Here is a 13,328-nt window from a genome sequence, read left to right as displayed (position 1 = left end):
ACGTTGTTACCCACAATCGGACGCTTACCCGTAAGTTGACAAACCTTAGACATAATGTATAAATTTAAAAAGTTCAAGGTGTCAAAGGTTTTAACCAGTTTGAACTTTAGACCTTGAACTTTTTGATCCAGAGAATTTTTACCCCTTTATTTAGCGGATAATTCATCAGAGTGACGCTGTAAGGATTCGAACCTTAAACCTTCTGATCCGTAGTCAGATGCTCTATCCAATTGAGCTACAGCGCCAGTGCCTATGCGTGTTTTGCAATTGCGGATGCAAAGATAAGTCGCCTGTTGGAAGTGTGCAAGCCTTTTCTGGTTTTTTTTGATCTAAAATTCTTTCTTATTCAAAGTGAAGGATAAACCCTTTTTTTTTTCTGAAATTAAATATTCTGTTTCTAAAAATAAAATAATCCCTTATCTTTGGCCCTGAACCATTAATCTATTAAAGCCAATAGCCGTTTTTTGTCCCCTCACGCTGTTTGGCTGCTCGCCGGTAATAACATTTCTCGTTTTTGAGAGATACCTTCCACTCCTTTTTCCCACGGCTAAAGCCATGGGTTGATTTTATTTGTAGCTCGCACGGCTAAAGCCATGGGTTGTGTTCATCTGCGGTTACTAGAATGCCTCGATGTTTAGTCGTTGTCAGTGTACATGTTACAAGTGTACGTTCGACGCGTCTACATACTTTAAGTTGTTTTGAATTTCATGAATATACAAAAGACAAATTTGTTTCCCATGAAGATGACCTCTACGCTCTTTAATCTTTTAGGCCGGATGTTCCCGGCAGCAATTTTTCTAGGTGTGCTACTGTTGCCACAGTGGGCCAAGGCTCAGTGTGACCCACGAACCTCCTGCATTAACCAGGTGAATGTCACGATGGATGCCAATTGCAAATTTACCGTAACTCCGGCTTTGGTGGGTTTTGGTGCTTGTATTGGAACTTATCGGGTCGCCATTAGTGACAGTAATCCCTCCAATGGCAACATTATCGATTGCCCGGGTTTGTGGGATTACGGTGTATTGAATAGCGCCAACGAAATCGTTTGTTGGGGCAAAATTCTGGCAGAAGACAAAAGTGGCCCCAAACTCGTTGGTACAGATTTTTCAAGTTCTACTCTTTGGTGTACAGATGTCAATTATGTACTCAACAATCCTAAAACAGTTGGACCTACCAATACCAATCAATCCCTGAGTGGCTTAATTTCGGGTTCAGTGATTGACACAGATGTCAAAAATCTGGGTATCCCCAATTTTGAAGACAACTGCAAATCTTGTGGTTGTAACGTAACCCTAAAATTTTCAGACCGCCTCGAAACAGCCAATTGTACCGAAACCGTCGTCAACGGGGTATATGCCCGCATCTATCGCGTGTTTGTCGCCACGGATTGCCGGGGTATGACTCAAAGTGTGGAGCAGGTCATTACCTTCCGTCGCCCGGTGTTGAACGACTTCAAATTTGATTTTGCCGGTGATGCATCTTATAAGGCAATCATCAGCTACGATGCTTGCGCTGCCAATAAGAGCCAGATTCGCCGGATTGATGTTACGCCATATATAACCAACTTCTTTGGTAAAAAAATCTACCTGGATTCTCTGGGCTGTAATTATGGCTTAAATGTCAGTGATGTCGAGTTCCCAATCTGTAATGGCACTGGTCTTAAGATTGAACGCAGCATCAAATTTTTCGATTGGTGTTTGAACCGGGAGATCGGCCAATTCAAAATCCTCATCAAGCTGGGGGACATTAGTGCGCCCCGTTTGACCAAGTTGTCCCGTATCCCAATCATCAGTACTGGGCCTTCAGATTGCACAGCAGCTGTTCCAACAACCGTCACCGGAATCCGGAATTTGTTTGGGGCCACCATTAGTGACAATTGTACGTTAGGTGCCTTGAGCTTCAAAGTACGCACCAAAGGGAAAATTGTCAGCGGCATTACGGTAGATACGTCCAATTGGTACAATGTAAATTATCCGGTTACCAATGGACTGATAACAGGCCTTACAGTGGGCCGCCATCGCTTGATCATTACTGCCAATGATGGTTGCTACAATACAATGGTCGACTCCATCGAGTTTTTTGTACGCGACTTGATTGCCCCGGTGGTGAAATGTGATGATGACTTACGCATTTCTTTGTCCAATGGATTTCAAACTGGTTATGGCAAACTAACGGCCGAAGATGTTGACGAGGGAACCTGGGACAACTGTAGCAAATTAAGATGGCTGCGGGTGCGTCGGGTGATTCCTACAGCCTGTGTAAACAGCTTCCTTAAGGATTACGACACCAATAACAATGGCAAACTCGATCCATTACCGGCTAGTGGGGATTGGACGGTAGCTGATGGTTTTGACCTTAATGGTGACGGCGATTTGGCCGATTTTGGAGAAACCTTTATCTTGAAAGAGGGCAAACTGATGTCTCCTTTGGGCGAGTATGTTGAATTTTACTGTTGCGATCTGGGATCCAGGGTGACCATAGAATTGTGGGCAGAAGACCTGGCCGGAAACCGCAACTACTGCTGGATGGATCTGGTTGTAGAAGACAAAACCGTTCCTACTTGTTACGCTCCCTGGGATGTTACCATTTCTTGCACCGATAAATGCCTGGGTAGTTTGAAGGATCGTGTTGCTTCTGCTGCCTGTTTTGGGGATGTCACCATTCAGGGGGGCAATGAATGTACCAACCTCAATATTGAATACACCACAATCGAAAACATCAAATGTGGCAAAGGTTACATCATTCGTCGCTGGACGATCAATAAAGGCACCTCTGCTACCACTTGTGAACAACGCATTACAGTATTACCCATCAATGAATATGACATTTGTTTCCCCAAGGATGCAACAGCTGATTGTAAAACCCTTAGGGCTGATTCGGCCTTTACGGCGGAATTAGGCTGTGATGTATTGGCTGTCAATGTGAGCAACAAACGTTTCGACGCCAGTGATGGGGAGTGTTACAAAATTTTCCGAACCTACACCGTTATCAACTGGTGTGCTTATGATGACCGCTGTGGTGATCCTATGGCAAGTGGCAAAGTATACGTTGTAGATCGTGGCACCTTTGGTAATTATGGCAAAGATCCTATCTATGTGTTGGTGCGGGATAAAAACCGTGATGGAGACGAAGAATTCTGGTTATCCAAAAACCGTACGCCCGAAGAAACCGGAGACATGCAATTTACGCCGCCAATTTGTGATGCTACCGATGATTACTACCACAGTTTTATGTACACCCAAATCATCAAGGTCGAAGACTCACAAAAGCCAGTGGTAACCATCCCACAGTTGAGCATTTTCCCAACCCGGGCTACCGATTGTTTGGCAGATGTCACCATTACCTTCCGGGCTAGCGACAACTGTAGCGCTACGGTTGAACTGGAAATACCACAATTGATGGTTGCACCCAATCGCACCTTGAACGGTCCATTCATCATGTACAATTCAACGCGTTGGGTAACCAAAGACAATGGTGATGGCAGCTTTACCGTTACCGTGAAAAACTTGCCGGAAGGAAAGCACGACTTGATTGTATCCGTACGTGATGGATGTGGAAACCTGAGCTCGCCTACCAGGATACCTTTTGAAGTGAAGGATCAAAAAGCTCCTGCACCAATCTGTATCAAAGGTTTGTCCCTCTCCCTGATGAGTGATGACCAAGGCGGGGGTACCATGGCGGTATGGGCAACAGACTTTGTAGCCAGCGCCATTTTTGATTGCAATGGCCAGGGGGAAGCCAATGCTCAGGGTCTCAAGCGCATCACCAAATATTCCATCAACCGCAAAGGTTCTCCAGCGTTGGTAACGAATACTGGCTTGGTACTGACTTGTGCCGATAAAGGAAAAGTGGTGGAAGTAGAACTCCATGCCTGGGACGAAGTGGGCAACCACGATTTCTGCCTGACTTACATTGAAGTACAGGACAACAACAAGGTTTGTCCAGGGGCTATCGTAGAAGCTTACACCATTGCAGGCCATGTAGCCACTGCACAAAACAACATGGTGAAAGGTGTCGCCCTGCAACTTTCGGGTGGTGCAGTAATGCAGTACACCAGTGGGGCTGATGGCGCGTATAGCTTTGCCGGTTTGGGTAAAGGAAAAAACTATACCCTGACTCCAAACATGAATAAGGACTTTGGCAATGGGATTTCTACCCTCGACTTACTTTTGATTCAAAAACACCTGATCAATAGTGATCCGATTACAAATCCATACCGTTTAATTGCCGCCGACGTAGACAACTCTGGCCACGTTTCGGTTGGGGATCAAATTCGCTTGCGCAGGTTTATCCTCAACATGATTCCTGACTTTGGAGGAACCAAAAGCTGGTGCTTCGTAGATCAGGCCTATCGTTTCCCTGATCCATTGAACCCCTGGAAAGAGGCTTTCCCTCAGACCATTTCGATGGTAAACCTGGATCACAATGTGCAGGCTGATTTTGTGGCAATCAAAGTTGGAGATTTGAATCAAAGTGCTAGTGTAAGTGGCTTGCAAAGTGCTGAATTGCGCAGCGGCCAAACCTTGAAACTCTTGGTCGAAGACCAGGAACTTAAAGCGGGTAATGTTTATGAAATACCGGTTACTGCGGCAGAATTGAGTAAAATTGCTGGCTATCAATTTGCGCTAAATTGGGACACCGAGGAAATTGAATTGGTAGACCTTAAAAACGGCGTAGCCAAAATGGAGCATTTTGGCCTATTTGCCGATCGCGGTTTACTTACCACTTCCTGGGTAGATCAGGGGCAGTCCAAAGCAGGAGCATTGTTCACCTTGGTATTTAAAGCCAAAAGCAATACTCAATTGAGCGAAGCCTTGAAACTCAACCCTAGAGCGATGAGTGCAGAGGCATACAGCCGGGATTTGGAAGTGATGGATCTGGCGCTGGATTTTGGAGCAGCTACTGCAGCACTCAACCATGAAATGCTGTTGGAGCAAAACCAACCCAACCCCTTCCGCAGTGAAACCCAAATTGGCTTCTGGTTGCCCCAATCCGGTGAAGCTACATTGAGCATTCATGATGTAACAGGTAGAATGGTCAAAACCATCCGTCAAAACTTCGATAAGGGTCAACACCAGGTTTTGATCAAACACAACGACCTGCCGAGCAATGGCTTGTACTATTACACTCTGACCCAAAATGGAGCTACGGCAACCCGTAAGATGGTGGTGACGAAATAAGGGGCGATAAAGATAAGTGCTCATTTTGCCCCATTACTAAATCCGCACATAAAGCCTTTTTAATAGTTGAGTCAACTACATAGTGGAAAAGGGAGGGCCTTCTTGCTTGAATGCAGGGAAGGCCCTCTGCTTTTAGCCTGCGGTGATGGATATTTTCAAAGAAATCTGCCTGGCACTCTCCAAAACAATGTATCTTTCTTGCTCACTATGTGTTTATGGATTACGGAGCCCTTTGTCTGATGCCACCGCTGGTGGTGGTTGTATTGGCAATATTCATTCGACGTGCTTTTGAGCCCTTGCTGATCGGCTGCCTACTGGGCTTTGTGCTCATCAAGCCACAGGCCTTTCCCGGCAATTTTATCGATGCACTGCTCTCAACCCTGCGCGACGAAACCATGGCCTGGATCATCCTGGTTTGTGGCCTTTATGGATCTTTGATTCATTTAATCATTCAATCAGGAGGCGTATACGCTTTTGGACAGTATGTACTGCGCTACGTCAAAACCAGGCGGAGTGCCCTGGTGGTAAGCTGGGGTTTAGGCCTGTTTATCTTTGTGGATGACTATATGAGCGCCCTCGCTTCGGGTGTCACCATGCGCAAAATAACGGACAACTACCGCATTTCCCGTGAAATGCTGGCGCTGCAGGTCAATGCCATGGCCGCTCCTTTGTGTGTCCTTGTACCGATGACCACCTGGAGCATTTACGTGAGCAAACTTTTGGAGGACAATAAGGTTGTTGCCGCAGGGGAGGGGTTTCAAGGGTTTTTAAATTTGATTCCCTACCTATTTTATTCCTGGATTATAGTGATCATTGCCTTGCTGCTGGCTTTGGGGAAATTTCCATTGCTGGGGAAGTTAAAGAAGGCAGAACAGCGGGCGCAGGAAACGGGTGTATTGGCACCTCCCAAATCGAAGATGGGCAAAAGTGATGAAAACGACATTCAAGGCAGAGCCGCCAAGCCACAGCATTTTTTTCTTCCCTTGCTTGTCCTGATTGCAGCTACTTTGATTTTGGATAAAGATGCCCTCAAAGGCGTGATGCTAGGGGTAGCATTCACTTTTTTTTACTATTGGTGGAACGGTGTAATGACTTTCGAGGCGCTGACTGACGGGATTTTTGAAGGTTTTCAAAGTATGGTCTTTGCTCTTGCCATCCTGACCATGTCATATGTGCTCAAAAGGGTAGGGGACGAGATGGGATTGACTCCCTTTGTGATTGATGCAGTAAGTGGGGTATTGTCAAAAGGGATGTTGCCATTGGTCATTTTTTTGGTCCTGGCCTTTATTTCGTACACCACTGCTTCTTCCTGGGGCGTTTATGCAGTAGCCATTCCAATTGTGGTACCTTTGGCCCAGGCGCTGGACGCCAACGTCTGGGCTACTTTGGCCGCAGTTATTTCCGCTGGTGCTTTTGGTTCACACGCGAGTTTTTATTCAGATGTGACGATTTTAACGGCTACCAGCACCGAGTGCAACAATATGGAACTATCCTTTGCTGCCTTGCCTTATAGTTTGATTGCACTAGGCTTTTCGGCCTTTTTGTTTTTTGCATTTTCTTAATTTTTATCCATGTACCGCAAAGAATTACCCCAAGGATACATCATTCAACAAACCGAAGCCCGGCACGCCAAAGCATTGGATGCCCTGCAACGCCTCGTTTTTCCTACCCTGGCCGAAGAAGAACGGATGGCCGAAAGGCATTACCTGCACCACCTGGAAGTTTTTCCCCAAGGACAAATGGTTTTGATGGATGGAGATGAGGTAGTTGGCATGACCAGTTCCATCCGTTATCACCTTAGTTTGGAAGACCATACTTTTCTGGGCGTGTCGGACAACCTTTGGTTCAATACCCATGAGCCCCAGGGAGACTGGCTGTATGGCATGGATATGGGTGTGCATCCACGTTACCGCGGACAGGGTTTGGCTCGGCAGTTGTATCGGGCGCGGCAGGAGATTTGCCGTAGTTTGGGACTAAAAGGCCAGGTGATCGTCGGCATGCCGATTGGTTACGTGGATTACGCCCGAGAAATGAGCCTAGATGAGTACTACGAGCACCTGATCGAAGGCAGCATTTACGATCCTACCGTGAGTACCCAAATGCGCATGGGTGCTGAGCCCCAACGTTTGATTCACAATTACCTGGATGATCCCAATTGCGGTAATGCGGGTGTGATGATGATTTTATCCGCTGACAAAGAAGTCTAAATAGTTTTGTATGGAAACCAAAACCAAAAACAGCAGCAAACCCAGTATTCAATTGCTGACGCCTATCCCTGGCCCCAAAAGCCAGGAAGTGCTAGCCCGACGTGCAGCTGCCTTACCTGCGGGCGCGGCCCGTTCCACTGATGTCGTGGTCGAATCAGCGAGAGGAGCCGTAGTCAAAGACGTGGACGGTAACACTCTGCTTGACTTCGCAGGAGGAATTGGCATGATCAACGTAGGGCACTCTCCAGCCAATGTGGTCAACGCGATAAAAAGGCAATTGGACAAATTCATCCATACTTGCCAGATTGTCACCACGATGGAGGCGCCGATCCAGTTGGCGGAATTGCTCAACCGCATCGCCCCCGGTGATTTTCCCAAAAAAACTTTATTGTGTAACTCTGGCTCAGAGGCAGTTGAAAACGCCGTGAACATTGCTCGTTATTACACCCAACGCCCGGCGGTGATTGTGTTTGAAGGAGCTTACCACGGGAGAACCCATCTCACCTTGAGTTTGACTAGCAAATACAACCTTTTCAAAAAAGGCTTCGGCTCCATGGCCAGCGACATCTACCGTTTGCCTGCGCCCAACATGTACCGCGTTCCGGAAGGCATGAGCGCCCCAAAATACTTGGATTATTGTCTTGCACGCATCGACGAGGCGCTGATTTCACAGGTGGACCCTGGCGCGGTAGCGGCTATTTTGATTGAGCCCGTTTTGGGCGAGGGAGGTTTTATACCCGTCCCGGCGCCTTTCCTTCAAAAGCTGCGAGATGTGGCCAATCGTCACGGAATCGTCCTGATTTTTGATGAAATCCAATGTGGCATGGGCCGCACCGGGAAACTCTGGGCTTGTGAACACGCCGGAGTGGTTCCCGACCTGATTACTACGGCCAAAAGTATGGGAGCTGGGATGCCCATCGCAGCGCTGATTGGTAAAGCTGAAATCCTGGACGCGCCACACCCCGGCGGGGTCGGCGGCACTTATGGGGGGAGCCCAGTCGCCTGTGTAGCAGCCATTGAAGCGGTCAAAACCATCATCAGTACGGGTTTTCAACAAAAAACGGAAAGGGTAGGGGAGCAGATGCGCCGGACTTTGGAGGCCTGGAAAAAGAAATATTCCTGCATTGGGGATGTGCGTGGAATGGGCGCAATGCGCCTGGTGGAATTTGTGAAAGACCGCCAAACCAAAGAACCCGACCCTGAATTGACCCTGGAAATCATCAAAGATGCCACCGCGCACGGTATTTTGTTGATCCGGGCGGGTTTGTATTCCAATTGTATTCGTTTGTTGCCCCCTTTGGTGATCACGCGCAATCAATTGGCGGAAGGTTTGCAGGTGTTGGAAGATGCCATTCGACGGGCACAGGAGAGAAGAGGACAATAAATGAAGTTGGGTTCCAAATGGACCAACTCCATTTGTTGTCCTCAATCAGTTCAATCCCGCGTTTTTTGGGAGTATTGATTCAGGTTTTGAAGCTCTTGAGCATTCAGACTCTGCATCCCTTTTTGCTTGATTTTTTCCAGCAAACGGTTGACCTCATTGCGCTCATTGGCTCTTTTTTCGTTGTATTCGTCATCGATGTCATAGTAGCGGCTGTTTTGGTACTGTCTGTTTTTGTTTGGTGCAACTTTTGATCCATTTCGCCTGAAAAGCCGAAACAAAAAGACGCCCAATACAAACAAAGCCATTAATGAGGTTAAGCTAAAGCCAGACATTGAGTTTAGGGTTTAAAGTGAAAAAATTACATTGGTTTTGGGCTTAACCACGAGTTCATTCAAGGAGTTCCACAATTGTGAAAATTATATCTATATATGACGCAGCAGATCTTTTACAACGGTGCAATTCATCCATTTGCCGATGAGCAAAAAGTAGAAGCAATCTGGATAAAAGAAGAAAAGGTAGCCGGGATTGGAAGCCTGATGCAGCTCCAAAGCCGGGCGGTTGGTGGCGTAGCACTGCAGGACCTACAAGGCAAAACCCTGCTCCCCGGCTTCCACGACCCCCACATCCACCTCTGGAAGGTTGGTGATTTGTTGACCTACATGCTCGATTTGCGCGGTGTAAGGAGCATTGCCGAAATGCAGGAGCGCCTGCGCGAATTTGCCGCACGCCACCCTGAACGACCCTGGATATTGGCCCGGGGATTCAACGAAGCCAACCTGACCGAAGGTCGCATGCCCGACCGCTACGACCTGGATCGTGCCGTGCCCGACCGACCCTGTTACGTGATTCGTACTTGCGCCCATATTGCGGTGGTGAATTCTATGGTTTTTTCGCTATTGCCCAGTTTGGAAGCACCAGCAGGAGGTGAAGTGCTCAGAGACAAACAGGGCAAAGCAACTGGAGTATTCACCGAAAGCGCATTGGGCCTGATCACCCGCCTGATTCCCCCGCATTCAGCAGTAGCTTATCGCGAGATGATTCTCGCCGCGCAGGATGCTTTATTGGGAAAAGGCATTACCTCGGCAACTGACCCCGGAGTTATGCCCGACTTATTAGCTGTATACCGACAAATGGAAGCGGCCGGGGAACTCAAAATCCGCATCAACGCCATGCCAATTATGGTGCCAGATGGAGGCAACAAGGCACTACCGCTGGCAGAACAGTTCCATTCCGATTATTTACACATCGATACGGTCAAGTTTTTTGCCGACGGTGGATTGAGTGGCAAAACAGCGGCGGTAAAGCAACCCTACAAAAATGGGGGTGGAAAAGGTGTAATGCGCCTGGATGGCCAATTTTTTCTCGACCTTGCTCAAAAAGCCCAGGATGCTGGCTGGCGCATTGCGACCCACGCCATTGGGGATGCGGCGATTGATCAGGTGTTGGCGGTGTATACCGAATTGGATCGGAATAACCCCCAGGGTCTGCGGCACCGCATCGAACACTTGGGCATGCCCCATCCTGAACACCTGAACCGGATGCGGGAATTGGGCACTTTTTGTGTATCCCAACCAATCTTCTTGTATGAACTAGGTCCTAATTTCCGACGCTACCTCCCCAACTTTTACCTCAACCGCGTCTTTCCCTACCGCAGTGTGTTGGATGCCGGGGTCAGTTTGGCTTTTTCTTCGGATGCGCCAGTGGTGAAGGATTTTAATCCACTGATGGGGATACGCAGTGCAGTAGAGCGGGTGGATGTGCAAGGCAATGAAATTGGTGGGGCTGAAAAAATTACGCTGGTAGAGGCCTTGCGGGCATTTACGCTGGGGGCTGCGGAGGCGGCTGGGACAGAGGCCGTGAATGGGAGCTTGGAAGTGGGGAAATGGGCGGATTTGGTGGTGCTGGAGGAGGGGAGTCCATTTGAAACCCTAAAACCGAATTCAAATTTATGATGTATATTTAGCAATTACCAAGCCAAAGTTGGACGAATGAGAAACGCAAAAATACTCATCAGCACTTTCATACTATTGATTTCCCTTTCATTAAGTTTGTTGGCTCAGCAAAAACAAGACCTCGCCTTCGCTGAAGCTGTAAAAAATGGAGTACTTGTAAACGAAGGTTTTAACCGAAGCGTCAAGTACGTCAATGCATGGACAAAATATACAGACCCTGGCACAGGGCTGATTCCTCGGAACATAAAAGAATCCAAAGATTATTGGAATGCCTGGGATGCCGCTGCTGATAATTATCCTTATATGGTATTGACCGCGTCTATGTTGATGCCTGAATATTTAAATACCACGGCTTTGAATATGCTTAAAACGGAGCAAAACCTCACCTCAAGAATTGGAAAACTTCCGGATACTTATTCATTTACCAAAAAAGGCTTCCTTAACGAAACGCCTGATTCAAGCCAGATCATATTTGGTGCCGCAGAATACATGAAAGACGGATTGATTCCCCTAACCGAATGGCTCGGACAAAGCCCTTGGAGTGATCGCATGTTGGGAATGTTAAACGACTTGCCAAGCCTTACCAGAATTGTAAAGGAAGTGAAAGATAGTAGATTTGGGAAAAGTGCAGTTGTTGAAGTCAATGGTGATTTGCTACAAGTCCTCACCCGCATGTATTGGTTTACAGGTAAACGTGAATACCTGGATTGGGCGGTAGAAATTGGTGATTATTATTTAAATGATGAACGATTGCCCACCGTGGCTATGGATCGTCTCCGCATTCGAGATCATGGCTGTGAGATTATTTCGGGCTTATGCGAAGTGTATTTGGCCACTTATTATTCCATGCCCGAAAAAAGAAATCAATGGCAGAAACACATTCATCAAATGCTCGATCGCATTTTAGCAATCGGTCGCAATGCTGATGGCCTTTTTTATGATGAGGTAAACCCCATTACGGGTGAAATTCTCTCCGAGCGTTTGGCTGACAATTTTGGATACACCTTTAATGCCTACTATTTTGTACACCAAATCGACTCAAAACCAGCGTACCAAGAAGCCTTGATCAAAGCCTTGAGTGCGCTAAATGGAAAATACCGAAATCACAACTGGGAAGGAAATGCCGATGGCTATGCCGATGCCATTGAAGGTACGCTGAATTTATTCAATAGAGTGCCAATTCCATCCGTAAAGGAATGGCTAGACAGCGAAATAAGGGTACTTTGGGCCTTTCAAAAACCGGAGGGGATCATTGAAGGTTGGCATGGAGACGGCAATTTTGCCCGAACGACTTTGATGTATTGTCTTTGGAAAACGCAGGGGATTGTTCCTACTGCATGGGACGAGCAGTTGAACATCGGCGCAGTTGATGACAATGGGAAGTTGAAAATAGCAATATCCTGTAAAACTGGATGGGAGGGCCTACTCAAGTTTGATTTGCCCCGATACAAAGACTTGATGCATTACCCTACAGATTACCCAAGAATCAATCAGTTTCAGCAATGGTTCACTATTGATGCTTCCAAAAAGTATACAATCAAGACGGCAAACTTAAAGCCCAAAACTGTGGCTGGTGGCGAGCTAATCAAAGGCTTACCTGTAAAAGTAGCTCCAGGAGAGGCTGTGTATTTGACTGTATCAAAGGGTAAAGATTAGATTTTGGAGGGCAGACGCAAAAGTGGGCGATGAGAACTGCGCTACGCACTGCCTGGAGTAATTTTTCGAACAGCGATTGTTGGGCAGTTTTTATTTGCTCTGGTATTTTTCAATGATTTGCCGAACCTTTTCTTCACTAATCTTTAAAGATTTTGCAATGATGGGTTCAGGAACTCCATTTTTCCAGAGTTCTATTACTGCATCAAATATGAAGTCTTGAATATCTGCTTCCAATGTGTGGTTTTTGCTGGCAATGTTTCTCAATGCCTTCAAGTAGTTTTTATATTCTTTTGCTTCTTTTTCATTCAGTTTCATCTCATCCAACTTTTCCCCAGCCTCTTTCAAACCCTTGGCTGAAAAGTCATTTTTGATTTCGGCATTTTTGAAAAAGTATATCCATTCGTCGAGTTTGTCTTTCACTCGATTGCCAAATTTACCAACCTTGATAACCCAATATTCAGGGAAAATTTCTTGGACGCTATTCTTTTTGTAGAGTTCGATTTGTTTGTCGGCGAGTGTCAAAATATCGTGCTTGTGAATGCCTTTGAAAACGGTCGTACCGTGATAAACGTAGTCCTTGCCCTGACCCAAATCGAAATAGGCAATCGTCACCGAAATCACTTTTTTGACTTCGGCGTAGGGCTGACCTTCTTTGATATGCTCGGTGATGACTTTCGATGTGCCATACAGCATCCGCTGAAAGTAGTCGTACTCCTTGCTGTTTTGGACTTCGACAATGACCAATTCACCGTCGGCGAACTCCACAAGTACGTCCACTCGGTTGAACTTGTCATCGTCCGTTTCCTTGTTGCTTTCGCTATCGAGAATTTGTTTGATTCGTACTTCATCACTGAGCAATTCAGAAAGGAAGCCTTCCAGAATGGCGAAGTTGGCTTTGTGACGAAGCATTTTCTTCATCGCCCAGTCGAAACGAACCAATTTTTTGGCC

The 13,328-nt window shown here is 46.8% G+C and carries 8 protein-coding genes and 1 tRNA gene; 6 read left to right on the top strand and 3 right to left on the bottom strand.

Going from position 1 to position 13,328, the window contains the following annotated elements:
- Positions 1-171: 171 nt before the first annotated feature.
- Positions 172-245 (bottom strand) — tRNA-Arg (locus SFV55_RS00045).
- Between the two features lie 492 nt (positions 246-737).
- Here SFV55_RS00045 and SFV55_RS00040 point away from each other — a divergent pair.
- The 4 genes from SFV55_RS00040 (at position 738) to SFV55_RS00025 (ending at position 8,771) form a co-directional block, all read left to right on the top strand.
- A complete protein-coding gene (locus tag SFV55_RS00040) occupies positions 738-5,180 on the top strand; it encodes a T9SS type A sorting domain-containing protein (protein ID WP_320027391.1) in 4,443 nt (1,480 codons plus the stop codon).
- A gap of 215 nt (positions 5,181-5,395) precedes the next feature.
- A complete protein-coding gene (locus SFV55_RS00035; RefSeq protein ID WP_320027390.1) occupies positions 5,396-6,742 on the top strand; it encodes a Na+/H+ antiporter NhaC family protein in 1,347 nt (448 codons plus the stop codon).
- A 9-nt stretch (positions 6,743-6,751) separates the two neighbouring features.
- Complete coding sequence (locus SFV55_RS00030) at positions 6,752-7,387, top strand: GNAT family N-acetyltransferase (RefSeq protein WP_320027389.1); 636 nt, start codon at positions 6,752-6,754, stop codon at positions 7,385-7,387.
- A 10-nt stretch (positions 7,388-7,397) separates the two neighbouring features.
- On the top strand, positions 7,398-8,771 hold the full coding sequence (locus SFV55_RS00025; RefSeq protein WP_320027388.1) for an aspartate aminotransferase family protein: 1,374 nt from the start codon (positions 7,398-7,400) through the stop codon (positions 8,769-8,771).
- Positions 8,772-8,821: 50 nt separating this feature from the next.
- Here SFV55_RS00025 and SFV55_RS00020 read toward each other — a convergent pair whose 3' ends face one another.
- Positions 8,822-9,103 (bottom strand): DUF6576 domain-containing protein, encoded by a 282-nt coding sequence (locus tag SFV55_RS00020; RefSeq protein WP_320027387.1) that lies wholly within the window; start codon positions 9,101-9,103, stop codon positions 8,822-8,824.
- 96 nt (positions 9,104-9,199) lie between these two features.
- On the opposite strand from SFV55_RS00020, the gene SFV55_RS00015 reads away from it, so the two are divergent.
- Positions 9,200-10,723, top strand: a complete 1,524-nt coding sequence (locus tag SFV55_RS00015) for an amidohydrolase (RefSeq protein ID WP_320027386.1) — start codon at positions 9,200-9,202, stop codon at positions 10,721-10,723.
- A 36-nt stretch (positions 10,724-10,759) separates the two neighbouring features.
- Positions 10,760-12,379, top strand: coding sequence for a hypothetical protein (locus tag SFV55_RS00010; RefSeq protein ID WP_320027385.1), 1,620 nt, complete (start codon positions 10,760-10,762; stop codon positions 12,377-12,379).
- Positions 12,380-12,469: 90 nt separating this feature from the next.
- Here SFV55_RS00010 and SFV55_RS00005 read toward each other — a convergent pair.
- Positions 12,470-13,328, bottom strand: an 859-nt coding sequence (locus tag SFV55_RS00005) for an Rpn family recombination-promoting nuclease/putative transposase (RefSeq protein WP_320027384.1), incomplete at its 5' end; no start/stop codon positions are given.

It is taken from the genome of Haliscomenobacter sp., from assembly GCF_033763495.1.
Taxonomy (GTDB): domain Bacteria; phylum Bacteroidota; class Bacteroidia; order Chitinophagales; family Saprospiraceae; genus Haliscomenobacter.
Note: the sequence above shows the minus strand (reverse complement) of the source record. Positions and strands in the feature narration are given on the sequence as shown.